Below are 24014 nucleotides of genomic sequence, written 5' to 3'. Positions count from 1 at the left end.
TTGATTAATCGATTTGAGCTTTGTCTACCACAGTGTTGTCACCTAGCTCTTCTGGAAGTACGAGGTTAAGTAGAATCGCGACGATACCGCACAAGCTTACGCCCTGTAGGCTGAAGTCACCGATACCAAAGGCCATGCCGCCAATACCAAAGACTAAAGTAATGCCCACAATCACAAGGTTACGTGATTTGTGCAGGTCAACGTTGTTCTTGATTAGCGTGTTAAGACCAACGGTTGCGATAGAGCCAAACAGCAGAATCATGATGCCGCCCATTACAGGAACCGGAATCGTTTGAAGTAGTGCGCCTAGCTTACCAACCAATGCAAGAACGATGGCTGTTACAGCAGCCCAAGTCATAATTACTGGGTTGAATGCTTTCGTCAGCATTACTGCGCCTGTTACTTCACTGTAGGTTGTGTTTGGCGGAGCGCCCAGCATAGAAGCTGCGATTGTCGCCACGCCGTCACCTGTGATAGTGCGGTGTAAGCCTGGCTTCTTAAGGTAGTCTTTGCCGGTTACGTTAGAGATAGCAAGCATGTCGCCAACGTGTTCAACGGCTGGTGCAATCGCAACAAATACCATGAAGAAGATAGCGTTAATGTTGAACTCAGGTGCTGTGAAGTTTGGTAGTGCTAACCAAGATGCTTGAGCTACTGGCGTGAAGTCTACCGCGCCGTATACCAAGCTAGTGATGTAACCCGCAACAATACCACCAAAGATAGGCAGTAGTTTTAGGAAGCCTTTCGAGAACACACTGATGACAATCGTTACTAGCAGTGAAATCGAAGAGATCCACAGTGCTGCATCTGCATCAACAAGCTGAACAGCACCATCGCCAGTCTTACCAAGCGCCATGTTTACCGCAACAGGCGCAAGACCTAAACCGATAACCATGATTACAGGGCCAACCACGACGGGTGGAAGTAGCTTATGAATGAAGCCAACGCCTCTTACTTTAATCAATGCACCCATCAATACATACACAACACCTGCCGCCATTAAGCCACCCATGGTTGCGCCAACGCCCCATGTTTGAATACCAAACATGATAGGAGCGATGAATGCAAAAGAAGACGCTAAGAAGATTGGCACTGAACGGCGTGTAATAAGTTGGAATAAAAGGGTACCGATACCTGCGCCAAAGAGTGCAACGTTAGGATCAAGCCCTGTTAGTAGCGGCACGAGTACAAGCGCACCAAAAGCTACGAACAGCATTTGCGCACCTTGCAAAGCATTTTTCATGATATGTCCTTAAAAATGGTCGTTATATGAAAAGTGAAAAATAAAATTCGCGGGATTCTATCACTTAGCAATCGATTGCTACACCAGATAGATCAAATTTATTTATCTTAGTGATGTTTTATATCCATCTAAGCTCGGAAAATTCAGTTTATAAGTTAGCGATTTATCATGGCCAGGTGATATTTTGTGGTTATTAAACACAGTGGGCGCTATCGACCTTGCCCCTCAATCCATAGTTGCTTATCATCAAGGCACAAGCTTTGAATATTAGGATCAATATGCGCTACATAGCATTGTTGTTGATGGGACTATTAGCCTCTCCGAGTTATGCCTTAACTCAAGTAGATATCTTTAGTGCTGAAGTTGCGATTAACGCTGAAGACAAACAGCCAGAACAAGTGGCAAGAAATACAGGTATGGAGCAGGTATTGATACGTGCGACTGGCCAAACTGATGTCGCTTCAAATGAAACGATTCAAAAGGCGATGCGTAAGAGTGCGCAGTACATGTCTCAAATGAGTTTTGGCGAAAGCAATGACCAATCAACATTGCGTATGCGTTTTAACGGTGCTCAAATCCGTTCTCTATTAACTCAAGCGCAATTGCCGTATTGGCCTGATACTCGTTCAAACATCTTGGTTTGGCTCGTAGAAGAAGACAGCTACGACAAAAACATTGTGTGGGAGCACTCGAACTCACAACTGGCTGCAGGCTTACAAGCGAACGCAAAAGAGCGTGGTTTGCCTTTAACGCTGCCTGTTGGTGACTTTGATGATATTACGGGGATTGCGACTTCTGATTTATGGGGCAGCTTTGTCACGCCAATCAGTAAAGCGAGTCAACGTTATCCAGTTGATGCTGTGTTGGTAATTAAGGCTCAATCTTCAGGTTTACGTTGGACGCTGTACGACCAAAAACCAAGTCAATTGACGAGCGCACCAACATCGCCAGTGAGTGGTTCTTTATCGGGTAACAGTGCAACAACGTCTAAGAAGCTTGTCGACCAAATCAGCAACTACTATGCAGGTAAGAGTGCTGTGACGGTAGCAAGTGAATCATCAGAGTCGATTTTAACTCAGTTTATTAGCCTGAATAATGCTCAAGACTTCTTCCAATTGGAGAACGCACTTAAGCGTCTAAACTCGGTTGCAAGCCTAGATATCCTTAAGATTCAAAACAACGAAGTGACTTTCCGGATCCACTTATTGTCGACTCAACAAGAGTTTGAACAAGAAGTTGAAAGCATCCGTCAAGTAGCGAAAGTTGAAGAGTCTTACATTGAACCTGAAGTTAGCCCTGAGTTTGAAACGCAAGACAACACTATGTCTGTGGGTGATGATTCAACAGCGACCGTTGATACTGAAGCAACAGCGACTGAAGCCGGTACTGACGTTCAAGTAGTTAAAGGTAGTGAAGTATCAAGTGATGACTCGTTGGCTGGCTCGGAGGCTAACTCCGAAGATATAGGTACCGAAGAGTTAGAAGTAACTGCACCGCTGCATGCTAAGCCAAGTTTGGTCTACGAATGGGTTCGCTCGTAATTGTCTGCTGACATCACTGATTAAATCGAAACATTAAAAAAGCCCTGCAAGAGTAATCCTGCAGGGCTTTTTGTTTATCCTGTGTCAGTTCAAGAGTAACGAATCAATATTACTGCTCGAATTTCGCTTTCTCTTTCTTCTCTACTTCAGAAAGACGCTTCAGTTTGATGCCTAACTCTTTGGCACGAAAACGAGTAAATAAGATATTACCCGCAAAGCCTAATGTCGTTAGAAGCAGCTCTACAGCCGCTAGTAAGCGTTCACCACCGTCTATATACAAGATGGTTAATGCATGCAGGAAGTAGAGCATTAAGACGAAGTTTGCCCAAGCATGCGTGTAAGGTTTACCAGCTAGAATGCCCGGTAATGGCAGTAATAGCGGTACCGCCCAAGCAATCGCAAGCGTGGTATTACTCAGATGTGGATGCGGGGAAAGTGTCATCTGCCACGCCACGACCCAACCTAATAGTAATACGTTGCCAGCTAAAGCAAGGTAGCGAAATAACTTTGTCTTGGGGGACATCGCCCTCTCGGCCATATACATCATTGAGAAATTCCCTTCTGGTTGATGGCGATGCGCGCTAAGCGTTTACCTAGATTCTGTGCCAACTCAATCTCTTCTTTGCTCAATGAAGCACTCTCTCCGGTACTGCTTGCACCGTAAGGTGTGCCACCGGTTTGAGTGGTGTGCAACGCAGGCTCTGAGTAGGGGATGCCTACGACTAACATGCCATGATGAAGAAGTGGCAACATCATGCTTTGCTGTGTTGTTTCTTGGCCACCATGCAGTGATGAAGAAGAAGTAAAAACACAAGCTGGCTTATCGATAAGATCGCCATTGATCCACAGTGACGTCGTGCTATCCCAAAAGTGCTTCATTGGCCCTGCCATGTTACCAAACCAAACCGGACTGCCTAGCGCTAAACCATCGCAAGAACGCAGCTCTTGTAATGTCGCAATTGGGTCGGTTGGCTGATGACGTGAATCGGGCTGCTCTTCTACCGTGTACACGTCGTTCACTGTTCTCAGCATAGCTTCACACTCAGGGATGGACTCCACCCCTCGTGCAATCTGTCTTGCTAAAGCTTGTGTGTTGCCGTGGCGACTGTAATAAAGAACAAGAATGTTAATGCTCATATTGGATTACAGAATCTCTAATACTTGCTCTGGTGGACGACCAATCTTTGCTTTGTTGTTCGCGACAACCACAGGGCGCTCAAACAGTTTTGGATTGGTTGCCATTGCTGAGAAAAGGTCTTCATCAGTGACTGATGCATCACCCAAGTTTGCTTCTTTGTAATCCGCTTCTTTGGTGCGCATCATCTCGCGAACACTGTCAAAGCCCAGTTGAGTGAAAAGTACTTTCAGCTGCTCAACAGTTAAAGGCGTATCTAGGTACTTGATAACTTCAGGTTGTACACCGTTTTTTTCAAGCAGTTCAAGCGTTTGACGGCTCTTTGAGCAACGTGGATTATGATAAATCACGACAGACATGGTTCTTCCTCATTATTATTTTTGATTTCGTTATTCAGTAGAAGCCATTCGAGTGGCTTCATTGTATTCGTTGAGCGTTCTTTTATTTTTGGCTTCGAGTCTTTGCTAATCAATCACACTTATTGCAGAGACAAGAAACGTTCACGCTGAATCATCAGCTGATCAATTCGAGCGTCGTAACGCGCTTGCTTTAGACTCCCCAGTTCAGCGATTTGGCTTGCCTGCGTGTAGTACTGAATCGCTTTGTTCCAGTTGGCTTGTAGTGCCAAAATTTCTGCACGAGCGGCAAGATCTTCGTCGCTGTTCCCAAGGCTGGTGTTCGCTTTTGAAAGCAGGTGCCAGCCGTTGGTGTCGTTCGGATTATCGTGCGTATAACGCTGCAATACGCGAACGGCTTCTGTAAGATCTTCTTTTTCGATTAAGGCATTCGCATAGTTAATGGTCAGAACCGGATTGTTTGGCTGACGAACCAGTGCAGATTTAAGTTCTTTAATCGCAATCTCAGGCTGCTTCTTCTCAATGTGAAGATCGGAAATAGCATCTAAATAAAACAGGTTGGTCGGATCGCTGTTGATAAGCTTGGTCAGAATCGGTTCTGCTTTGTCTAACTTCTTAGAGTCGAGATAAACCAACGCTTGTCCGTATTCTAAAGATGGGACGATCTCTTTTGGTGCCTTTTTCAATTGACGTGAAAACCAGTCAAGTGACGCATCATTGTTGATACCTGCATAGCGTGCCACGATGCGAGCTCTTGCTAGGTGATAATCTAGCGAAGGAGCCAACTTCAATGGTGGATAGCTGCGTGCACGAGCGCGAGAGTCCGTAATACGGTCTTCTGGTAATGGGTGAGTTAGCAACATTGGTGGTGGTGTGCTTGCATAGCGGTATTCGTCTGCCAAACGGCCGAAGAAACGTGGCATTGCATTCACATCAAAGCCAGCTTTCGCTAGCGTGTTGATGCCAAAGCGGTCAGCTTCTTTCTCATTGCTACGCGTGTAGTTGATTTGGCTTTGCATGTTACCCGCAGTTGTTGCGGTTAGGGCTGCAATACCTGCTTCAGGGGCTGCAATCGCCAGTAACACGGAAGCCGCAAGTGCAGCGATAGTTGCAGGAGAACGACGAGCTTGGTCTTCCATACTACGTGCTAAGTGACGTTGGGTAACGTGCGCGATTTCGTGCGCCAATACAGAAGCGAGTTCACTCTCAGATTGTGCGTGCAGGAATAGCCCTGAGTGCAAAGCAACATAACCACCAAAGAATGCGAAAGCGTTGATGTTGCGATCACGAATCATAAAGAACTGGAATGGTGTCTTTACATCATTTGCGTTCGCGACCAAACGGTGGCCTAACGTATCGATATATAGGTTTAGAACCGGGTCATTAACGATAGGCTGGCTGCTTCTGATAATGCGCATGTAGGCATCACCATAGATAAGTTCTTGGTCAATAGAGAGTGTGCCGCCAGCAGCGGTACCGATATCTGGTAGCTCCAAACTGTTGGTATTCGCCAAAGTTGGGGTGCTTAATGTAGCTGCGATGCATAAGCAAGCAATTGAGCGAGCGCGTTTAAACATATTAGTCAGTAATACTCCGTTTCTTCTGACAGTAAGACAAGTGCGATGCAAATTGGTTCTTTATCTGATTTAACCTTTGCCAAGTGCGTGCGCTATCATGAAGGAAGATGAATCAATGATGGCGCGTTTTCAAAAACAGATTACAATACGACCCTTATAATAAGCATCGAGCTCAAGAATGACACCTAATATTCTAGATTTACGCCAAGAGCGCTGTCCAATGGCGCTATTATTAGCCAAGCGTCACAGTGTAAAGTTAGAAGTAGGGCAAACATTGTCAATTTATGTCTCTGACATCAGCTCGATGAAAGATATTGTTACGTTTTTATCTAAGCAAGCCTATGTCGTCGTCACTGAGGTTTGTTCTAATTACCACCATCTCCTCGTCACTAAAAAGGAATTGCAGTCAAATGCTTGAAATGGTCAATCGTTGGTATAAACGACGTTTCTCTGATCCCCACGCTGTCAGTTTGGTTGCCATCATTCTATTCGGCTTTATTACCATCTATTTTTTTGGTCACCTTATAGCGCCATTATTGGTGGCTATCGTGTTGGCTTACTTGCTTGAGTGGCCTGTTACCCAACTTCAAAGACTCGGTGTTCCAAGAACCCCATCTGTGATGTTGGTGATCATGATGTTCTTTAGCGTGATGTTACTTGCGCTGTTTGGTCTGGTACCAACGATTTGGGAACAAGTAGGTAACCTTATCAATGATATTCCAAGCATGTATGGTGGCTTGCAGAAGTTCATCGCAACCATTCCTGAGCGTTACCCTGAGCTAGCAAACTTACAGATCGTTGAGTCGATTGTATCTAACGCGAAAAATAAAGCGCTAGGCTTTGGTGAGAGCGTAGTGAAAGGCTCTTTAGCATCGTTAGTAAGCCTGGCAACGTTAGCGGTTTACCTAATTCTTGTACCACTGCTTATCTTCTTCCTTTTGAAAGACAAAGAAGAGATGATCAGAATGGCAAGTGGCGTACTGCCTAAAAACCGCCGTCTAGCGACTAAGGTTTGGGTAGAGATGAACCAACAAATCTCGAACTACATTCGAGGAAAAGTGTTAGAAATTCTAATCGTTGGTGGTGTGAGCTACGTGACCTTTGCGATTTTGGATTTACGTTACTCAGCACTATTGGCTGTCGCGGTGGGTTTCTCGGTTCTAATCCCATACATCGGTGCTGCGGCTGTGACGGTGCCAGTGGCGATTGTAGGCCTGTTCCAATGGGGACTAGAGCCTCAGTTCTACTGGCTATTAGTTGCTTACGGCATCATTCAAGCTCTAGACGGCAACGTGTTAGTGCCAGTACTGTTCTCAGAAGCTGTGAACCTGCACCCAGTCGCGATTATTGTTGCGGTATTAGTGTTTGGCGGTCTGTGGGGATTCTGGGGCGTGTTCTTTGCTATCCCACTGGCAACGCTAGTGAAAGCGGTTTGGAATGCCTTACCGAGTCATGCATTAGACGATGACCCTGAGCACTCGCACTGATTAATGTCTTAGTTTAAGCATTAACGAAGATCCATTACGAAGAAGGCCGAATCTCACTGAGATTCGGCCTTTTTAATTTTATGTATCGCTGATGTCTATTCGGTTAAGAAGCTTGCTTTAAACTGAGAGCCTTTAACCGGAGCCGACTATTAAGCTTCTTGATTGAAGTAATCTAGAACCACTTCGTGGTGAGTCTTGGTCTTGAACTTATTGAAGACGTGTTCAATTTGACCTTCTTCATCAATTAGGAAGCTAATACGATGCAGACCATCGTATACCTTACCCATGAATTTCTTTTCGCCCCAAACGCCAAACTGTTCAGCAACGCTGTGGTCTTCGTCAGACAGCAGTGTGAAGTTAAGAGATTTCTTCGCAACGAAGTTTGGTAGGCGTTTTACTGGGTCAACACTCACACCTAAAACAACCACATTCAGGTCATCAAGCTGTGCTTTGATATCACGTAGGCCTTCTGCTTGCACAATACAACCTGGAGTCATTGCTTTTGGGTAGAAGTAGAAAAGTACTTTTTTACCTTTGAAGTCACCAAGAGATACGATATTGCCATCTTGATCTGGAAGAGAAAAAGCAGGTGCTGGAACACCAGCCGTTAGCGTATTCATGACATTTCCTTTTTAAAGACTGTTTTTGATAAAGTTGAGCGAGCCTTGGACTGATAGGCTCTGACACAGTGAATTGAATTCTTCTTGTAGCTGCATCAAATTACATTCTGATTGCACAGAAGCGGTAATAGAGATATGGAATTGGTCGTTATCGAGCTGAACTTTGGACTTATTGATGGTTTGCGCGCTAAGCGAATCGAGGCCGATGTTTCGGTCTGCGAAGAACTGAGTGAACTGCTCGGTTAGGCCGAGTTTGTCGTCTGACTCAACGAAAACTTCTAGCGTGTAGGAGTTCTCAATAACATCATGAGGTGAGGTTCGCTTCATAATCGTAATCAAGTCGTGCTCTTGGCCAAGCAAGGGCAGGGTGGTTTCAACGCGGGTAATGTTATTTGCCTTTCCAGACAGTAGCATGATAAGCGTAAATTCTTCGCCAAACAGAGCGATACGGCTATCAATAATGTTACAGCCTGATTGGGTGACTAAATGAACCACTTGGTTGCATACACCTGGGCGATCAGTGCCCACAGCTGTGATTACTAGATGTTGAGTCATAAAATCACGTCTCTATATATTCCATTGATGCTTGCATGTTAGCACAGTTAGCCTGAGGAATAAGCGTATGGGCGGGGCTTTTTATGAGGCACCTTGCGTCTAATTGGTAACAAATGATAGGAATGTTGAGAACGTTAAAAACAGAGATGACAAAGTGAGGCGACAGCTTACTTGTTACTGACATCCATCGATGCGCTATCCGCTAGATTGAGCGCAGGTTACCCAAATTACAGGTATAACGCCGTTAGAAGTCGTTTTACCTCAAACATACGACAATATTTACTGCAGATGTTGCCGCTAAGCCACTTTAATGTCTTGTGTTTATTGATTGGCTTACAGTAACATGCAAAAAGAATAAATTAAGGGAGATAGACATGTTTTCAGGAAGTATCGTTGCGCTAGTTACGCCATTTAACGCAGATGGCGAAGTGGATTTCGACAGCCTTAAAAAGTTGGTTGATCACCATGTTGCTGCAGGTAGTGATGGTCTGGTTGCGGTTGGCACAACAGGTGAGTCTTCAACACTCACAATTGAAGAGCATGTCAAAGTCGTCAATAAGATCGTTGAATTTGCTGATGGTCGTATTCCTGTTATTGCTGGTACGGGGGCAAACGCAACTCACGAGTCTGTGCTATTCAGCCGTTTACTAAATGGTTCTGGCATTGCTGGTTGCCTGAGCGTAACGCCTTACTACAACAAACCGACTCAAGAAGGTTTGTACCAACACTACAAAGCAATTGCTGAAGTAAGTGACGTTCCTCAAATCCTATACAATGTACCGGGTCGTACTGCAGTAGACTTGTTACCAGAGACGGTTGCTCGCCTTGCTGAGATCGAAAACATCGTTGCACTTAAAGATGCGACGGGTGATCTCGACAGAATTGCAATTCACCGTGAACTTTGTGGCGAAGACTTTATCTTACTAAGTGGTGATGACTTAACAGGCCTAGAATTTGTTAAGCGTGGTGGCGATGGCGTGATTTCTGTAACTAACAACGTTGCAGCCGCTGATATGGCAACCATGTTCAAACTAGCGAAAGAAGGTAAGTTTGAAGAAGCAGAAGCGATCAATGAGCGTTTGATGCCTCTACACAAGAACTTGTTCGTTGAGTCTAACCCTATTCCCGTAAAATGGGCGGTTCATAAAATGGGTCTGATTGCTGAAGGTGGCCTACGTCTACCGCTGACTGAACTGTCAGAACCAGCTCAACCTGTTGTTGCTCAAGCAATGACTGAAGCGTGCATTTACTAAAACGTATGAAGTGATGCCGAAGCGAACCTTCGGCATTTAGGAGTATAAATGAAGTATTCTCACCAGCTAGTGATTGGGTCACTGGCTGTTTTCGTTCTTACAGCATGTTCTGGCAGCCCGACTCAACGTCGCCAAGCCAAAGATGATTTCGAATACTTAGAAACACCTGAGTTTTCACAATGGCAGTTGCCTGAAGATGCTCAGCCTCAGTTCTACCCAAACTTTGACATCCCAAGCGGTGAATTCAGTGGTGGTACCGGTCGTGAAGTGGATATTCGTCCACCGCAACAAGTGCTTGAGCTGATCCCGGGAGCTCGTGCTGAGCGTCAAAATGGTGAAGTGACACTATGGCTTCTTCGTGCTGAAGAGGCAGATCGTGTATGGCAAACTGCTGTAGACATGCTGACTCAGCGTGGTATTGGCATTCGTGAGCAATCAGAGGATGAGATTGAGACTGATTGGGTAACTTGGGTTTCTGAAGATGAAGATGTAGAGATTGGCAGCCGCTATTCTATCTCTCGTTTCCAAGCAAACAACCGCCACGGCTTCAAGATTAACCTGATTGATTGGCGTGAAGGCTCTGAAGTGAAGCCAGTAACGGCTACTAACAAAGAGCGTTACAACGCGTTCCTAACTAACTTAGTAATGGCTAAGTACGATGAAAACCTTCGTGCTGAAGCGGCGCTGAAAGCGCAAGAGTTGGTGAAGCGTATTCCAATTTCAATGGGTGCTGACCGTAGTGGTTTCCCTGTGATTATTGCTCGTACACCATACAATGTATTCTGGCAGCGTCTGCCAAGCTTGTTGCCTGCTATGGGCTTTGAGCTTGAAGAGCGCAACCAGTCTCAAGGTACAGTGAAAGCTAAGTACGCTGCTCCAGATGATGAATTCTGGGAAGAAATTGGCCTACAGCCTATCGACTTAGCGCCAGGCACTTACAACTTCCTATTTGGTGACCTTGGTAACCGTACGTCGATCAACGTAACGGATGCATCAGGTAAGCCAGTAGAAGAAGAGTTGCTTAAATCAATGGTTCCGGTACTCGCGCATATCGCAGACCAAACCAAAGATGACAAAGAAGCGAAAGCTGAGTAGTCGCATTTAAGCCGTTTCAGAGCTGAGTAAAATCAGCTCTGTGATTAGCTAAAACCAATAAAAAAGAGGACACACTGTGTCCTCTTTTTTTGTATTCGTTTTCAGCAGTCTGTTGAACAACCAGGCAGGATTTCCAAAGCAAAAAGGCTAAACGTTTTTGCTGTCTTTGGACTCTTCTTTTTGAGTGTTCTCTTGATTCTGCTTATCCAAGCGATTGAGCTTATCTAAGTCTCGCTCTGTTTTGCCACGACCAGTCAGATCCATATTAGCGGTCTGTTTAAGAGCTGCGATGTTACCCACCACAACGCTAACCACGATTATGATGATAACCCAAGGGTTTGTAAGCCACTCCAACATAAGCGCTCCTAATGACTGATGTTCGCTACGAAGCGCACGTAGATCTCGTCTAGCTGCTCCATAATAATCTCATACCCTAATATTGGCTTAGATTGGAGTTGCTTGCCAAGTAAAGTGGGAGATAACTGTGATAAACACGACTCCGAAACGTCACGATGGCTAATATGCCAAGGTTCTATCGCCACACCACCCAAGTCTTGGCTGTAAGGAAAGAAGAACCCAAATTGCGCAGCATGAACTGATAGCCATTGGTAAAATGCTTGCTGGTGGCCAGTAAGGTATTCCCATGGTTCTAATTGCAGCTGTGTGCCTTCAGGTAAGTGGTTACGAGCAAATACATCGAAGTCACAACCCCAATGATGACGACTCGCACCGGGAAGTGCAGACCATCTCAGGATAGCCGATAGCTTTTGATGTTCAGTGAGTGTTGAAGCATCAAGAGGTTGGCTTTCTGAATCTAATATCGGAGCTTCGCCGGAAAACTTACGGTTCCAAATCAGAGATTGCCTTTCATAGTCGCGAAAGCCACTGGCAATCTCCATTTTAAAACCAGCGAGTTGAGCAGCTTCAATCAAATTATTCAGGTCATTCTTAACCTCACTGTGGACCAAGAAGGTCTTGGTGCCGATCAGGCTAGGCTCTAGGTGAGAATCTGATTGTCCGGTAAGCTGCTCTGGTGTCATAACGAGTCTCTCAATAATTAGATGCTATGAATCGCTCATGAAAGATTATTTAGCGAACAGGTTCACTAATGTTCTTTCGTACATGTCAGTTAGCTTTTCTAAATCAGCTACTTTCACGCATTCGTTAACCTTGTGAATTGTTGCATTCACAGGGCCTAGTTCAACCACTTGTCCGCCCATACGCGCAATAAAGCGACCATCAGACGTACCGCCAGTCGTTAGCAATGCTGGTTTCACATCATTGACGTGACCCACAGCATCAACAATAGCATCAAGCAGTGAACCTGCGTCTGTTAAGAACGGGTCGCCATTGAATGTCCACTTAAGGTCGTATTCGAAATCATACTTGTCGAGTGTTGTTGTGATGCGCTCAACGATGATGTCGTTGCTTAACTCGGTACTAAAACGCAGGTTAAACTGAACATTAAACTCACCAGGGATCACGTTTGACGCGCCAGTACCCGCACTCACATTTGGAATCTGGAAGCTGGTTGGTGGGAAGTAATCATTACCTTTGTCCCACTCAGTTGTTGCAAGCTCATTAATAGCAAGCAGAGAGCTGTGTACTGGGTTGTTTGCTAGGTGAGGGTAGGCAACATGACCTTGTGTACCTTTAATCGTTAGATCGCCTGTGATAGAGCCACGACGGCCGTTCTTCACTACATCACCTACGAACTCAGTGCTCGATGGTTCACCAACAATACACATGTCGATGTTCTCACCACGTGCCATCAGCGTTTCAACAACACGCACAGTACCGTTGATGAACGGGCCTTCTTCGTCCGATGTGATAAGGAAACCGATTGAACCTGTGTGGTCTGGATGCTTCGCAATGAACTGTTCTACCGCAACAATCATCGAAGCCAGAGAGCCTTTCATGTCTGCTGCGCCGCGGCCGTGTAGGAAACCGTCTACGATAGTCGGTTCGAATGGCTTAGTATTCCACTGCTCAATCGGGCCTGCCGGAACAACATCAGTGTGGCCAGCAAAGGCAAACAGTGGAGCTTCAGTACCACGACGAGCCCAAAAGTTTGTCGTATCTTCAAATACCATCACTTCGATTTCAAAACCGAGCGCTTTTAAGCGATTAATCATCAGCTCTTGGCAGCCTGCATCTTCAGGGGTTACCGATTGACGGCTAATGAGGTCTTTTGCCAGAGCCAAAGTTGGGCTATCTGTCATCCTTGAATTCCTTGTTTAAATAAAACGTCTAGTCATTACTTTCAGGCGTTGAACAGAGGGAAGTTCAACGCTCTGTTATCTGTTCTAATATCGCTGATTACGCAAAAATAGCAGCGTATTGGTCAGCTTTGAAGCCAATATGAAGCTTGCCATCGACTTTCAAGATAGGGCGCTTAATCATTGCTGGTTGTTCAACAAGCAGAGCGACGGCTTTTTCTTCCGTTAATGTGTCTTTTTGCTCTTGAGAAAGTTGGCGATAAGTCGTACCACGTTTGTTTAGCACAAGCTCCCAACCAAGCTCTGAACAGAAGCTTGTTACTAGCTCTTCAGTGATGCCTTGTTTGCGATAATCGTGAAATTCGAACTCGATACCTTCAGCTTCGAGCCATTTCTTTGCTTTTTTGATGGTGTCGCAATTTGGGATACCAAACATAGTGATAGTCATTATTCTTCCTTTGGGTGATTTTATTTCATTGTTATGAGTTGAATCCTATCAGGAAGCAGCAATTCAGACAAAATAGAGTGAGGAATATTTCATTGAGCGAAAAAAAACAGTAAGAAAATGTCACTATTGGAGAGTTATTGATCAGCCTCAACATGTTGTCAGCGAAAAAAGAAATAATTGAGTTGCACATATATAGGAGGTGTCAATGGAGTTGAGTCCTGTTTTTGCAAGGCGGCTATATTTAGCATTGTTAGTCGAAAGCCTTGATAGGCCAAATGTGCCTAAACTCATCGAAAAAACGGGTTGGCCTCGTCGTACTATTCAAGATGTACTCAAGGCGTTACCGGGGATCGGTATCGAACTTATGTTTGTTCAAGATGGGCGACGTCATAATGATGGTTATTACCAGTTATCCGACTGGGGACCATTTGACAGTCAGTGGGTTCTAGAACGTAAAGGCGATATAGCAACAAGCCTTGGATTTAGTGCATAAGCCAGCGAAAGCTGGCTTTCTTTTGGGCGTTATAAAATCGAAGCATAACGATATGCCGATTTAATTGCTTACTCGCACAGGTAGGCAGTACCAAGCATGGTCACGGAAGTGCTGAAATCTTGGGGAAGGGTAAAGATAACGGTGTCTGCGCCTAGCTCAATGGCATTCGACTTAAGCTCATTCATCGCACCTTGAATCAGGGTGTCATTGGGAAAGAACAAATAGCTGTACCAGTGACCTTCGCTGCCAGTGACTTCCCCTTTATATTCACACTGCTCGATGTTAATCAGGCCGTGGTAATCCATCTGTACCTTGTCCGCTTTGTTATGAGGCGTTGATGTGGGCGTAGTACACCCGAGTAACATGCCACTCATAGCCAAAGCGACTAATTCCTTTTTCATACGTTTACCCTGCTATTGCATCAAATAAATCGCGAAGCCTACCCAGCTTGCAATCAGTAGTAACCACGGCAGTTTAGTTGCGTGGTTTGATGGTGTTTCAACACTTGTTTCGATCGTGTCTTCTTGGTTTTGGTTAGCTTGTTGAGTCTGCTTTTCTTTCTGTACGCGCTTCTTCGCTTTATCGGCTTGGCGGCTGCGCTCTTTTTGCTGTTTCTTATACAGTGCGATGCCTTTCTCGATCCCCTGAGCAATCAGTTTAGTTTGTTCTTTGGTTTGAGCTGGCTTTTGAGTCGCTTTGGCTATCTTCAGTGCTTCTTGTTGAGATTCAACAGACGGCGTATTAGTTTTCTTTTTCATACTGAGTTCGATAATTAAAACGGATTGGCTACTAAGATAACGCAAAGCTAGTTAAGTATGAATGATTTGCGTTAAAGTGTTGGTTTGAAAATAAGTGAAAGTGAGATTTGTGCGGTACTCCATAGAACAATACGACAAGCATGGCTTTTTGAAAGCCCCAATCTTGCTCTGGCTAGGTTGGCTGTTCCTTGCGAAAGCCTTGGTCGTTTTCATTGTTGCAGGCGCAAGCCGAGAATCGGGAACCGATATCCTTGAGATAATCTACCCAGACCATCAGATGTTTTATGTTGGAATTGCATTGAGTGTTCCTAGTTTGCTACTGATGTGGTTATTTGGGCTAAGATCTCCAGATAGAAAGCGCCTTAACAAAGTCGTGTCATGGGGGCGCGGGGTGACCATGATGGCTATCTTGGCGCAGAGCTCCCATACGATTTATTTAATCTATTTGGATAACGGATGGTTCCGTTGGTCAAATGGCATCACCCTATTGTTGCTGTTGTGGTTAGCGCTTTATCTAACCAATAGCCATGCTGCAAGGGATTGCTTTAAAGTGGTTGAGCTCGAAGACTGATTCTCATCAAAACATTTGTCCCATTCACAATTATACTTAGAAGCTAAAACTGGAAGGAATAATCTATGCTTAATGTTTCAAATGAGCAGCCTAACGTTCAAAGTGCTATTTTGCCTGAAGCTGGGCCTTTCGCTCTTTACGTTCAACTTAAAGTGAACGCTAATACTGCTAATGTACTAACAGAAATTCAAAAGCTTCCGACTCTAATCGACGAGCTAAACCAAACTCAACCTGATGCGAACCTAACGGCGTCGGTTGCGTTCTCAAAAGCTTTTTGGGATAAGTTCGAGCAAACCGCTCCTTCTGATCTAATTGATTTCCCTGCGCTTGGTGAAGGTGATGTTACAGCACCGAGCACATTGTCTGATGTTTTGATTCACTGTCACTCAAACCGACATGATCTGCATTTCTTCATCCTACGCAAATTGCTATCTGAAGTAGCTGCAGACGTTGAAGTAGTGGATGAAACTTACGGTTACCGCTTCCTAGACTCACGTGACATGACTGATTTCGTTGATGGCACTGAAAACCCGAAAGATGCACAGCGCGCTGAAGTGGCGATTGTGCCTGAAGGTGAATTCGCGGGTGGTAGTTACGTGATGGTGCAACGCTTTGTGCATAACCTACCTGCTTGGAACCGATTAAACGTATCGGCACAAGAGAAAGTGGTTGGCCGTACTAAGCCAGATTCTATCGAGTTAGATGATGTTCCAGCAGCGTCTCACGTTGGCCGTGTAGATATCAAAGAAGAAGGCAAGGGTCTTAAAATCGTTCGTCACAGCCTGCCTTACGGCACAGCAACAGGCGATCACGGCTTGCTGTTCATTGCTTACTGTAACGTTCGTCATAACTTTGATGCGATGTTAGAGAGCATGTACGGCGTAACCGATGGCAAAACCGACCAACTGCTTCGCTTTACTAAAGCCGTTACTGGCGCTTACTACTTTGCTCCTTCAACTGAGATGTTGAGCGCATTAAAGATTAAGTAAGTCGTCTCAAAAAGAATAAACAAAGGGAGCCTCAGGGCTCCTTTTTTATTAAAGCTTTATATGAACTGGTCGATATAAGAGCAATCGTGAGTTTTATTCCTCTTTTTGTAAGTGAAGGTCTATGGCTATAACTGTTAATACAAATGTCTCAGCGCTGGTGGCTCAGAGAAACCTCTCTAATGCCAACAACATGCTGAACCAATCTTTGGAGCGCTTGGCTTCAGGGAGTCGTATTAACAGCGCTAAAGACGACGCTGCAGGCCTACAAATCTCGAATCGACTCGAAGCGCAGATGAGCGGTATTGATGTAGCAGTTCGAAATGCGAATGACGGTATCTCCATTATGCAGACCGCAGAAGGGGCGATGAATGAAACCACCAATATCATGCAACGCATGCGTGACTTGTCTCTACAAGCGAGCAACGGTTCAAATAGCCAGTCGGAAAGAACGGCTATTCAAGAAGAAATTACTGCCTTAAACGATGAGCTAAATCGTATTGCAGAGACCACTTCTTTTGGTGGTAAAAAGCTCCTTAACGGTAGCTTTGGTAGTACGTCATTTCAGATTGGTGGCAGTTCTGGTGAAGCGGTGCAAATTGGCTTGAAGAGCATGCGCACCGATGACATCAACATGGGCGGGTTTAGTTATGTCGCAAATGGCATGGCCAATGACTCGTGGGAAGTAAAATCCAACCAGAATGATATGACGATGTCGTTTACCGATCGTTTTGGTCAGCCTCAAGAGATCACCATTAATGCGAAAGCGGGTGATGACATCGAAGAGTTGGCGACTTACATCAATGGTCAAACGGATCTTGTCTCGGCTTCTGTCAATGATGACGGTCAGCTTCAGATTTATATGTCTGGTGAAGATACGGCAGGCACGATCTCTTTCTCAGGTGCGTTAGCCAGTGAGCTTTCGATGTCGGCGGGTTATTACGAATCTGTCGACGACATCAATGTGACCGATGTGGGTGGCGCGCAGCGTGCTGTTTCTATTTTAGATACAGCCATGAAGTATGTGGATAGTCATCGTTCTGAATTAGGCGCAATGCAAAACCGTCTTGATCATGCGATTAATAATCTCGAAAATGTTCATGAGAACTTGGCAACATCAAACAGTCGAATCAAAGATACCGATTACGCCAAAGAAACCACTCAAATGCTTAAGCAACAAATTTTGCAGCAAGTGAGCACCACAATACTGGCTCAAGCAAAGCAGGCGCCGAACCTTGCCTTGACCTTGTTGGGCTAATAAATCACCTCAAATCTTATAAAGGTATTTCAGCTTAACCAGTCCGTTTGGTTAATTAAAATACAAATTATTGCTCGACCGACTTCTCGGCAACTTTAGCATTTTTCTCATCTTTTTTTGATAATTTTACTGCCAGTCACGCTTTCTTCTCCTTTATCGCTATTTCTTTAATTTTGTTGTTTTTTTCCTAAAGGTTTCGCCAATCACGCCGTTATTAAAAGTAACTTAGAGATAACTACTTGGTTTTCCGAGACGTCGGAAACCGCTATACCGGAAAATCAATTGGAGAAGTCACCATGGCAGTGAATGTAAATACAAACGTTTCAGCGATGACAGCGCAACGTTACCTAAACAACGCAAACAGCGCACAACAAACATCAATGGAGCGTCTAGCTTCAGGTTCTAAAATCAACAGCGCAAAAGATGACGCTGCGGGCCTACAAATCTCGAACCGTTTGAACGTTCAGAGCCGTGGTCTTGATGTTGCTGTACGTAACGCGAACGACGGTATCTCTATTGCACAAACTGCTGAAGGCGCAATGAACGAGACAACGAACATCCTGCAACGTATGCGTGATTTGTCTCTGCAATCTTCAAACGGCTCAAACTCAAAATCTGAGCGTGTAGCGATTCAAGAAGAAGTAACCGCACTTAACGACGAACTAAACCGTATCGCGGAAACGACGTCTTTTGGTGGTAACAAGCTGCTTAACGGTACTCACGGTACTAAATCATTCCAAATCGGTGCAGACAACGGTGAAGCGGTAATGCTTCAACTGAAAGATATGCGCTCTGACAACGCTCAGATGGGTGGTAAGAGCTACCAAACTGAGAACGCGAAAGACAAAGATTGGAACGTTCAAGCGGGTTCTAACGACCTAAAACTGTCGTTCACTGACAACTTCGGTCAAGCACAAGAAATCGACATCAGCGCAAAAGCGGGTGACGACATCGAAGAGCTAGCGACTTACATCAACGGTCAACAAGATTCTGTTAAAGCGTCTGTTACTGAAGACGGCAAACTACAAATGTTCACTGGCAACAACAAAGTGAGCGGCGATGTGTCTTTCTCTGGCGGTCTTGCTGGTGAGCTAGGCATTCAAGCAGCTAAAGACGTAACGGTTGATACTATCGACGTAACATCTGTTGGCGGCGCACAAGAGTCTGTAGCAGTCATCGATGCGGCACTTAAGTACGTAGACAGCCACCGTGCTGAGCTAGGTGCTTTCCAAAACCGTTTCGACCACGCAATCAGCAACTTAGACAACATTAACGAAAACGTTAATGCATCTAAGAGCCGTATTAAAGATACCGATTTCGCGAAAGAAACGACTCAGATGACTAAATCTCAGATCCTTTCTCAAGCTTCAAGCTCGATTCTTGCTCAAGCGAAGCAAGCGCCAAACTCGGCACTTAGCCTACTAGGTTAATCGATTGAAAGGCCACGTTGACCAATAGTGTTGACGTTAGGCTTCCACAAATTAGCTCGTGGTGAGAGATGAGCGCTAAACAGACCCAGCTTCGGCTGGGTTTTTTATTGCCTGTTATTTAGCGAAGGTGTATTTGGAAAAGTGTAATGCGGGTAAACACAAGCAAAAGCGAGATTCCCTATCACGTTCGTTCCTCACTGTAGGGAATGACGACGATTGGGTTATGGTGATCCTATAGCTTTGTAATATAAGTACGCTCGGTTCGAGTAAGTAACGACTCAGCAGAACAAATACTTTTATCGTCATTCCAGAACCAAGTAGAACGAGGTTTCAGGAATCCCGCTTTCAAAGAGAGGCTGGTATTCCAGGTTTACTTTTCGCATTCGTGAAGTTTTTATAACTAGTTGAACACTACTCGTCATTCCAGAATCGAGTGGAACGAGATATCAGGAATCTGTTTTCTTAGGTAGAGCTTCTGTCGAAACGATGTTTGTCGTTGAAGGTAAAAGGAGTTATCTGTGAGTTATAGCGAACGCGACCGTCATCCCAGAATCGAGTAGAACGAGATATCAGGGATCTATGTTTTCTGAGATTCACACAGTGCACTCAATATGCAAGGTTAGCGTCTGGAATGGATTTTAACACCACTTAATTAGAAGTTAGCTCGGTAGTTTATAGACAGACATCCGTTATTTTTACGTTCGTGGAGGCAGCTTTGAGAGGGCGAGTTGTATCTTACGGAAGAATCATTGAGAAAGGGTAAATCGTGAATAGAACAAATACAGCAGGCACAAAAAACGCCACCCTTAGGTAGCGTTTTAATTAAAGCAGATAAGTAATTGAGATTACTTAGTTACTTTAAGAACTGGAGTTTCGCCAACAGTTACAGAACCAGAAAGCTTGTTCAGCTCTTTGATTTCGTCCATGTTAGAGATAACAACTGGAGTAAGCGTAGATTTCGCTTTCTCTTCTAGAAGCGCTAGGTCGAAAGTGATGATAGTGTCACCAGCTTTAACAGATTGACCTTCTTCAGCTACACGTGTGAAGCCTTCGCCTTTAAGTTCAACAGTATCGATACCGAAGTGAACGAAAAGCTCAACACCGTCGTCAGACTCGATAGAGAATGCGTGGTTAGTTTCGAAGATCTTACCGATAGTACCGTTAACTGGAGCTACCATTTTGTCGCCAGCTGGTTTGATCGCGATGCCGTCACCAACGATTTTTTCAGCGAAAACTACATCTGGCACATCTTCGATGTTTACGATTTCACCAGAAAGAGGTGCGATGATTTCGATTGCACCAGCATCAGCGCTGTCATCAGATACAAGCTTTTTCAGTTTGTCAAACAGACCCATTGTGTCATGCTCCTAACGTTTAGTTTTATTCTGTAGAATATACTATACCAATCTAACAAATTAGACGACTATTTTTAGCCGTCTAACGTTATTAAGCGATTGGCGATTACTGAGTTTTCTCAGCGATGAACTTTTCTACGCAAGCTTCAATTTCAGCAGCTGTTGGTAGAGATAGTGCTTCGTCAGCCATAGCTTTAACTTCAGCGAAGTTAGAGTTACGGATTACTTTCTTAACTTTAGGGATAGAGATACCGCTCATAGAGAACTCATCTAGACCCATACCAAGAAGAAGTAGCGTTGCACGCTCATCACCAGCAAGCTCACCACACATACCAGTCCACTTACCTTCAGCGTGTGATGCGTCGATCACTTGCTTGATTACTGTAAGAACAGCAGGAGATAGTGGGTTGTATAGGTGAGAAATCATTTCGTTACCACGGTCTACCGCAAGAGTGTATTGCGTTAGGTCGTTGGTACCGATAGAGAAGAAAGATACTTCTTTCGCTAGGTGGTGTGCGATTGCAGCAGCTGCTGGAGTCTCAACCATTACGCCGATTTCGATTTCTTCATCGAAAGCTAGGCCTTCAGCGCGAAGTTCAACTTTGTACTCTTCGATTGCTTTTTTCAGTTCACGGATCTCTTCAACAGAAATGATCATTGGGAACATGATACGTAGTTTACCGTGTGCAGATGCACGTAGGATGCCACGTAGTTGGTCACGTAGGATTTCACGACGATCCAAGCTGATACGTACTGCACGCCAGCCTAGGAAAGGGTTCATCTCTTGTGGAAGGTCCATGTATGGTAGGTCTTTGTCGCCACCGATATCCATAGTACGGATAATCACTGACTCGCCTTCCATTGCTTCTGCTACTTCTTTGTAAGCAACGTATTGCTCTTCTTCAGTAGGAAGCGCGTCACGGTCCATAAATAGGAATTCAGTACGGTACAGACCAACGCCTTCACCGCCGTTACGCAGGATACCGTCACAGTCTTTTACTGTACCGATGTTGCCGCAAACTTCTACACGGTGGCCGTCTAGAGTTTCAGCATGCAAATCTTTTAGTTTTGCTAGTTCAGCCGCTTCTGCTTCGAAATCTGCTTTGATTTTCTTAGCTTCTGCTAATTCAGCTTCAGAAGGGTTGATGATGATCTTGTTGTTCATCGCGTCTAGCACAAGCATGTCGCCGTTCTTAACTTGCTTAGTGATATCGTTAGTACCAACGATAGCTGGAAGCTCAAGAGAACGTGCCATGATTGAAGTATGAGATGTACGACCGCCGATGTCACAAGCGAAACCAAGAACGTAGTCTAGGTTGATTTGTGCAGTTTCAGATGGTGTTAGGTCGTAAGCAACTAGGATAACTTCTTCATTGATGTCTGCTAGAGAAACAATGTTGATGCCTAGTGCATTTTTAACGAAACGAGTACCGATATCACGGATATCAGTTGCACGTTCTTTTAGGTACTCATCATCAAGAGACTCTAGTGCAACAGCTTGCTCTTCGATCACAGTGTGGATCGCGTTGTCTGCGTGCATCTTGTCTTTCTTGATGAGTGCTAAAATCTCTTCTTCTAGCTCTTCATCTTCAAGCAGCATGATGTGGCCTTCAAAGATTGCTTCTTTTTCTTCGCCAAAAGTTTCAAGTGCTTTTTGCTTAACAACTTCAAGTTGTTGAGAAGATTTGTTACGAGCGTCAAAGAAACGCTGTACTTCTGCTTCAACTTGGTCGTCAGAGATAGATTGAGTGTTTAGGACAATTTCATCTTCTTGAAGTAGTAGTGCTTTACCAAAAGCAATACCAGGAGATGCTAGGATGCCTGAAATCATAGCCTTACCTTAGTTGTTCAACTGTAAACGGGAGAGTGTGTGACTTTAAGTCGTCGACTAATGTCGCGCTTATTCCTATCTATTTCGAACAAAGCCACTTTGCTATGCAAAATGGCTTTGAAAGAAGGAGACCGTATTAGTGTAGTTGATCCATAAGAGCAACTAGGTGGTCTACTGCTTGCTGAGCTTGAGGACCTTCAGCTGAAATAGTAACGTTAGTACCTTTTACTAGGCCTAAAGTTTGTAGTTTGAACAGGCTTTTCGCGCTAGCGCTTTTGCCGTTAGAAGTCACTGTGATGTCAGCGTCGAAAGATTTTGCTTCTTTAACGAACTGTGCAGCTGGACGAGTGTGAAGACCGTTTTCTGCTGTGATTTCTACTTGCTTCTCGTACATTTTATATACCCCAATTAATTTATTTTTTGTAAGTTTGTAACCAGATTAGCTTAACTGCTTTAGCCCAAATGCGCTAGAGGCTAGTACGCCATGTTCGTGTTAGAACTTAGACTGGTTATAAATTTTTATCCAGCCATGGTCGTCTTTTGTTGAGTACTCATGACTTTCAGAATTTGTTTATTGCTTCTTTTATTTTGAAGCGAAAAATAAAACAGACCCGATATTACCAAAGGTGGGGCAGGGATCAACAAAAAAGCCCCTAAACGGGGCTTTTTTGGACGAAAAATTGATTTGACCACATATTATTGTTGGTTCTCTTTTTCCGTAAAGATGCCAGCAAATAGGGCTGTACTTAGGTAACGTTCACCAGAGCTTGGTAGTACCGTTACAATGGTTTTTCCTGCAAATTCAGGGAGTTCTGCGATTCTGTTTGCGGCTACTACAGCTGCGCCAGATGAGATGCCAGCAAGAATACCTTCTTCTTTCATTAGGCGTTGAGCCATCTCAATCGCTTCTTCAGAAGTTACCGATTCTACACGGTCAATAATCTCTAAATCTAGGTTTCCAGGGATGAAACCTGCACCGATACCTTGAATTTTGTGCGGAGCTGGCTTGATTTCTTCACCTGCAAGCGCTTGTGCAATAACTGGAGACTCTGCCGGCTCAACCGCTACTGAAGTAATCGCTTTGCCTTTTTCGCCTTTAATGTAACGACTTGTACCAGTGATAGTACCGCCCGTACCAACACCCGCTACAAACACGTCGATTTCGCCGTCTGTTGCTTCCCAAATTTCTGGACCAGTTGTCTGCTCGTGAATCTGTGGGTTAGCAGGGTTGTTGAACTGTTGAAGTAGTAGGTACTTGTCTGGGTCTGAAGCAACAATCTCTTCTGCTTTAGCAATCGCGCCGTTCATGCCTTTTGGTGCTTCAGTCAGTACTAGGTTTGCGCCAAGTGCTTTAAGCAGCTTACGACGTTCTAGGCTCATTGACTCAGGCATAGTTAGCGTTAGCTTGTAACCGCGCGCCGCAGCGACGAATGCAAGAGCAACACCAGTGTTACCACTAGTAGGTTCTACAAGCTCGATACCTGGCTTCAGCGTACCTGCTTTTTCTGCTTCCCAGATCATGTTTGAACCGATACGACACTTAACACTGAAGCTTGGGTTACGAGCTTCGATCTTAGCTAGAACGTTACCTTTGCTTACTTTGTTAAGGCGGACTAGAGGTGTGTTACCAATCGTTAGGGTGTTGTCTTCGTAGATCTTGCTCATGCGATATTCCTTCATTTAATGACAGAACTAAACGTAGTATATCAATCACTTTACCGTCTAGTGTCTTTCGATGTTTGTTCAGCTTGAATTTAGATTAAACAAGTTGAAAAAAAGGTAAAAGGATTAAAAAGTTATATC

The 24014-nt window shown here is 44.6% G+C and carries 27 protein-coding genes; 10 read left to right on the top strand and 17 right to left on the bottom strand.

The window, feature by feature from the left end; all coding sequences use genetic code 11:
- Positions 1-4: 4 nt before the first annotated feature.
- Complete coding sequence (locus tag FLM53_RS03940) at positions 5-1243, bottom strand: uracil-xanthine permease family protein (protein ID WP_065583985.1); 1239 nt, start codon at positions 1241-1243, stop codon at positions 5-7.
- A gap of 278 nt (positions 1244-1521) precedes the next feature.
- Between FLM53_RS03940 and FLM53_RS03935 the strand changes: the two genes are divergently transcribed.
- Positions 1522-2784 carry a DUF2066 domain-containing protein gene (locus FLM53_RS03935; RefSeq protein ID WP_176680279.1) on the top strand — a complete coding sequence of 421 codons (1263 nt, stop codon included), beginning with the start codon at positions 1522-1524 and terminating at the stop codon, positions 2782-2784.
- Between the two features lie 109 nt (positions 2785-2893).
- Here FLM53_RS03935 and FLM53_RS03930 read toward each other — a convergent pair whose 3' ends face one another.
- The 4 genes from FLM53_RS03930 to FLM53_RS03915 all read right to left on the bottom strand — a co-directional run bounded on the left by FLM53_RS03930 (position 2894) and on the right by FLM53_RS03915 (position 5852).
- The gene (locus FLM53_RS03930; RefSeq protein ID WP_176680278.1) at positions 2894-3331 is read right to left on the bottom strand and encodes a DUF2069 domain-containing protein; all 438 of its coding nucleotides are present in this window, start codon (positions 3329-3331) and stop codon (positions 2894-2896) included.
- Positions 3328-3921 carry an NAD(P)H:quinone oxidoreductase gene (gene wrbA / locus FLM53_RS03925; protein WP_017629431.1) on the bottom strand — a complete coding sequence of 198 codons (594 nt, stop codon included), beginning with the start codon at positions 3919-3921 and terminating at the stop codon, positions 3328-3330. The genes FLM53_RS03930 and wrbA overlap by 4 nt, the downstream gene beginning before the upstream one ends.
- Positions 3922-3927: 6 nt before the next feature.
- The gene (arsC, locus tag FLM53_RS03920) at positions 3928-4278 is read right to left on the bottom strand and encodes an arsenate reductase (glutaredoxin) (protein ID WP_176680277.1); all 351 of its coding nucleotides are present in this window, start codon (positions 4276-4278) and stop codon (positions 3928-3930) included.
- Positions 4279-4397: 119 nt separating this feature from the next.
- Entirely contained in the window at positions 4398-5852 is a 1455-nt protein-coding gene (locus tag FLM53_RS03915; protein WP_017629429.1) for a M48 family metallopeptidase, read from the bottom strand.
- A gap of 178 nt (positions 5853-6030) precedes the next feature.
- Here FLM53_RS03915 and FLM53_RS03910 point away from each other — a divergent pair, with 178 nt between their 5' ends.
- Positions 6031-6270 carry a sulfurtransferase TusA family protein gene (locus tag FLM53_RS03910; protein WP_017629428.1) on the top strand — a complete coding sequence of 80 codons (240 nt, stop codon included), beginning with the start codon at positions 6031-6033 and terminating at the stop codon, positions 6268-6270.
- On the top strand, positions 6263-7339 hold the full coding sequence (locus FLM53_RS03905; protein ID WP_017629427.1) for an AI-2E family transporter: 1077 nt from the start codon (positions 6263-6265) through the stop codon (positions 7337-7339). Before FLM53_RS03910 ends, FLM53_RS03905 begins: the two co-directional genes overlap by 8 nt.
- Before the next feature lie 149 nt (positions 7340-7488).
- Here FLM53_RS03905 and bcp read toward each other — a convergent pair whose 3' ends face one another.
- Together bcp and FLM53_RS03895 are read right to left on the bottom strand one after the other, a co-directional pair.
- Positions 7489-7959 carry a thioredoxin-dependent thiol peroxidase gene (gene bcp, locus FLM53_RS03900; RefSeq protein WP_176680276.1) on the bottom strand — a complete coding sequence of 157 codons (471 nt, stop codon included), beginning with the start codon at positions 7957-7959 and terminating at the stop codon, positions 7489-7491.
- A 12-nt stretch (positions 7960-7971) separates the two neighbouring features.
- The gene (locus FLM53_RS03895; protein ID WP_017632494.1) at positions 7972-8514 is read right to left on the bottom strand and encodes a glycine cleavage system protein R; all 543 of its coding nucleotides are present in this window, start codon (positions 8512-8514) and stop codon (positions 7972-7974) included.
- 374 nt (positions 8515-8888) lie between these two features.
- Here FLM53_RS03895 and dapA point away from each other — a divergent pair, with 374 nt between their 5' ends.
- Together dapA and bamC are read left to right on the top strand one after the other, a co-directional pair.
- Positions 8889-9767, top strand: a complete 879-nt coding sequence (gene dapA, locus FLM53_RS03890; RefSeq protein ID WP_017632493.1) for a 4-hydroxy-tetrahydrodipicolinate synthase — start codon at positions 8889-8891, stop codon at positions 9765-9767.
- Between the two features lie 48 nt (positions 9768-9815).
- Positions 9816-10862 (top strand): outer membrane protein assembly factor BamC, encoded by a 1047-nt coding sequence (gene bamC, locus FLM53_RS03885; protein WP_176680275.1) that lies wholly within the window; start codon positions 9816-9818, stop codon positions 10860-10862.
- 147 nt (positions 10863-11009) lie between these two features.
- On the opposite strand, the gene FLM53_RS03880 is transcribed toward bamC, so the two are convergent.
- From FLM53_RS03880 to FLM53_RS03865, 4 genes are all read right to left on the bottom strand, one after another.
- The gene (locus FLM53_RS03880) at positions 11010-11219 is read right to left on the bottom strand and encodes a DUF2897 family protein (protein WP_176680274.1); all 210 of its coding nucleotides are present in this window, start codon (positions 11217-11219) and stop codon (positions 11010-11012) included.
- Between the two features lie 8 nt (positions 11220-11227).
- Positions 11228-11902: a M15 family metallopeptidase gene (locus FLM53_RS03875; protein ID WP_176680273.1), complete on the bottom strand. Its 675-nt coding sequence runs from the start codon at positions 11900-11902 to the stop codon at positions 11228-11230.
- A 45-nt stretch (positions 11903-11947) separates the two neighbouring features.
- A complete protein-coding gene (dapE, locus tag FLM53_RS03870) occupies positions 11948-13084 on the bottom strand; it encodes a succinyl-diaminopimelate desuccinylase (RefSeq protein ID WP_176680272.1) in 1137 nt (378 codons plus the stop codon).
- A 97-nt stretch (positions 13085-13181) separates the two neighbouring features.
- Complete coding sequence (locus tag FLM53_RS03865; RefSeq protein ID WP_017096839.1) at positions 13182-13529, bottom strand: ArsC family reductase; 348 nt, start codon at positions 13527-13529, stop codon at positions 13182-13184.
- A gap of 205 nt (positions 13530-13734) precedes the next feature.
- Between FLM53_RS03865 and FLM53_RS03860 the strand changes: the two genes are divergently transcribed.
- Positions 13735-14022 (top strand): helix-turn-helix domain-containing protein, encoded by a 288-nt coding sequence (locus FLM53_RS03860; protein ID WP_004741665.1) that lies wholly within the window; start codon positions 13735-13737, stop codon positions 14020-14022.
- 68 nt (positions 14023-14090) lie between these two features.
- Here FLM53_RS03860 and FLM53_RS03855 read toward each other — a convergent pair whose 3' ends face one another.
- Both FLM53_RS03855 and FLM53_RS03850 read right to left on the bottom strand, forming a co-directional pair.
- Positions 14091-14423 carry a DUF4156 domain-containing protein gene (locus FLM53_RS03855; protein ID WP_176680271.1) on the bottom strand — a complete coding sequence of 111 codons (333 nt, stop codon included), beginning with the start codon at positions 14421-14423 and terminating at the stop codon, positions 14091-14093.
- A 12-nt stretch (positions 14424-14435) separates the two neighbouring features.
- Positions 14436-14780: a DUF2956 domain-containing protein gene (locus tag FLM53_RS03850; protein ID WP_107898666.1), complete on the bottom strand. Its 345-nt coding sequence runs from the start codon at positions 14778-14780 to the stop codon at positions 14436-14438.
- Between the two features lie 109 nt (positions 14781-14889).
- On the opposite strand from FLM53_RS03850, the gene FLM53_RS03845 reads away from it, so the two are divergent.
- From FLM53_RS03845 to FLM53_RS03830, 4 genes are all read left to right on the top strand, one after another.
- Positions 14890-15351 (top strand): DUF2919 domain-containing protein, encoded by a 462-nt coding sequence (locus FLM53_RS03845; RefSeq protein ID WP_176680270.1) that lies wholly within the window; start codon positions 14890-14892, stop codon positions 15349-15351.
- A 65-nt stretch (positions 15352-15416) separates the two neighbouring features.
- Positions 15417-16340, top strand: a complete 924-nt coding sequence (locus FLM53_RS03840; RefSeq protein WP_176680269.1) for a Dyp-type peroxidase — start codon at positions 15417-15419, stop codon at positions 16338-16340.
- Positions 16341-16461: 121 nt separating this feature from the next.
- Positions 16462-17595, top strand: a complete 1134-nt coding sequence (locus FLM53_RS03835) for a flagellin (protein ID WP_176680268.1) — start codon at positions 16462-16464, stop codon at positions 17593-17595.
- Between the two features lie 296 nt (positions 17596-17891).
- A complete protein-coding gene (locus FLM53_RS03830; RefSeq protein WP_102300543.1) occupies positions 17892-19025 on the top strand; it encodes a flagellin in 1134 nt (377 codons plus the stop codon).
- An 845-nt stretch (positions 19026-19870) separates the two neighbouring features.
- Here FLM53_RS03830 and crr read toward each other — a convergent pair.
- From crr to cysK, 4 genes are all read right to left on the bottom strand, one after another.
- Entirely contained in the window at positions 19871-20380 is a 510-nt protein-coding gene (gene crr, locus FLM53_RS03825) for a PTS glucose transporter subunit IIA (RefSeq protein ID WP_004737851.1), read from the bottom strand.
- Positions 20381-20486: 106 nt separating this feature from the next.
- Positions 20487-22211, bottom strand: coding sequence for a phosphoenolpyruvate-protein phosphotransferase PtsI (ptsI, locus tag FLM53_RS03820; RefSeq protein ID WP_048660880.1), 1725 nt, complete (start codon positions 22209-22211; stop codon positions 20487-20489).
- A gap of 136 nt (positions 22212-22347) precedes the next feature.
- Positions 22348-22605: an HPr family phosphocarrier protein gene (locus FLM53_RS03815; protein WP_004734263.1), complete on the bottom strand. Its 258-nt coding sequence runs from the start codon at positions 22603-22605 to the stop codon at positions 22348-22350.
- A gap of 302 nt (positions 22606-22907) precedes the next feature.
- A complete protein-coding gene (cysK, locus tag FLM53_RS03810; protein ID WP_017061934.1) occupies positions 22908-23876 on the bottom strand; it encodes a cysteine synthase A in 969 nt (322 codons plus the stop codon).
- Between the last annotated feature and the right edge of the window lie 138 nt (positions 23877-24014).

This window comes from Vibrio sp. Scap24 (genome assembly GCF_013394185.1).
Taxonomy (GTDB): domain Bacteria; phylum Pseudomonadota; class Gammaproteobacteria; order Enterobacterales; family Vibrionaceae; genus Vibrio; species Vibrio pomeroyi.
The sequence above is the reverse complement of the archived record's forward strand: the minus strand, read 5'-3'. Positions and strand labels throughout refer to the sequence as shown.

Bases quoted from the DNA above. Each gene is read 5' to 3' on its own strand.
- bamC (WP_176680275.1), top strand. From the start codon at position 9,816: ATGAAGTATTCTCACCAGCTAGTGATTGGGTCACTGGCTGTTTTCGTT.
- FLM53_RS03855 (WP_176680271.1), bottom strand. From the start codon at position 14,423: ATGAAAAAGGAATTAGTCGCTTTGGCTATGAGTGGCATGTTACTCGGG.
- ptsI (WP_048660880.1), bottom strand. From the start codon at position 22,211: ATGATTTCAGGCATCCTAGCATCTCCTGGTATTGCTTTTGGTAAAGCA.
- FLM53_RS03880 (WP_176680274.1), bottom strand. From the start codon at position 11,219: ATGTTGGAGTGGCTTACAAACCCTTGGGTTATCATCATAATCGTGGTT.
- cysK (WP_017061934.1), bottom strand. From the start codon at position 23,876: ATGAGCAAGATCTACGAAGACAACACCCTAACGATTGGTAACACACCT.
- FLM53_RS03840 (WP_176680269.1), top strand. From the start codon at position 15,417: ATGCTTAATGTTTCAAATGAGCAGCCTAACGTTCAAAGTGCTATTTTG.
- FLM53_RS03865 (WP_017096839.1), bottom strand. From the start codon at position 13,529: ATGACTATCACTATGTTTGGTATCCCAAATTGCGACACCATCAAAAAA.
- FLM53_RS03850 (WP_107898666.1), bottom strand. From the start codon at position 14,780: ATGAAAAAGAAAACTAATACGCCGTCTGTTGAATCTCAACAAGAAGCA.
- FLM53_RS03910 (WP_017629428.1), top strand. From the start codon at position 6,031: ATGACACCTAATATTCTAGATTTACGCCAAGAGCGCTGTCCAATGGCG.
- FLM53_RS03815 (WP_004734263.1), bottom strand. From the start codon at position 22,605: ATGTACGAGAAGCAAGTAGAAATCACAGCAGAAAACGGTCTTCACACT.
- dapE (WP_176680272.1), bottom strand. From the start codon at position 13,084: ATGACAGATAGCCCAACTTTGGCTCTGGCAAAAGACCTCATTAGCCGT.
- FLM53_RS03940 (WP_065583985.1), bottom strand. From the start codon at position 1,243: ATGAAAAATGCTTTGCAAGGTGCGCAAATGCTGTTCGTAGCTTTTGGT.
- FLM53_RS03835 (WP_176680268.1), top strand. From the start codon at position 16,462: ATGGCTATAACTGTTAATACAAATGTCTCAGCGCTGGTGGCTCAGAGA.
- dapA (WP_017632493.1), top strand. From the start codon at position 8,889: ATGTTTTCAGGAAGTATCGTTGCGCTAGTTACGCCATTTAACGCAGAT.
- FLM53_RS03905 (WP_017629427.1), top strand. From the start codon at position 6,263: ATGCTTGAAATGGTCAATCGTTGGTATAAACGACGTTTCTCTGATCCC.
- wrbA (WP_017629431.1), bottom strand. From the start codon at position 3,921: ATGAGCATTAACATTCTTGTTCTTTATTACAGTCGCCACGGCAACACA.
- crr (WP_004737851.1), bottom strand. From the start codon at position 20,380: ATGGGTCTGTTTGACAAACTGAAAAAGCTTGTATCTGATGACAGCGCT.
- FLM53_RS03895 (WP_017632494.1), bottom strand. From the start codon at position 8,514: ATGACTCAACATCTAGTAATCACAGCTGTGGGCACTGATCGCCCAGGT.
- FLM53_RS03830 (WP_102300543.1), top strand. From the start codon at position 17,892: ATGGCAGTGAATGTAAATACAAACGTTTCAGCGATGACAGCGCAACGT.
- FLM53_RS03860 (WP_004741665.1), top strand. From the start codon at position 13,735: ATGGAGTTGAGTCCTGTTTTTGCAAGGCGGCTATATTTAGCATTGTTA.
- FLM53_RS03935 (WP_176680279.1), top strand. From the start codon at position 1,522: ATGCGCTACATAGCATTGTTGTTGATGGGACTATTAGCCTCTCCGAGT.
- bcp (WP_176680276.1), bottom strand. From the start codon at position 7,959: ATGAATACGCTAACGGCTGGTGTTCCAGCACCTGCTTTTTCTCTTCCA.
- FLM53_RS03930 (WP_176680278.1), bottom strand. From the start codon at position 3,331: ATGATGTATATGGCCGAGAGGGCGATGTCCCCCAAGACAAAGTTATTT.
- FLM53_RS03875 (WP_176680273.1), bottom strand. From the start codon at position 11,902: ATGACACCAGAGCAGCTTACCGGACAATCAGATTCTCACCTAGAGCCT.
- FLM53_RS03915 (WP_017629429.1), bottom strand. From the start codon at position 5,852: ATGTTTAAACGCGCTCGCTCAATTGCTTGCTTATGCATCGCAGCTACA.
- arsC (WP_176680277.1), bottom strand. From the start codon at position 4,278: ATGTCTGTCGTGATTTATCATAATCCACGTTGCTCAAAGAGCCGTCAA.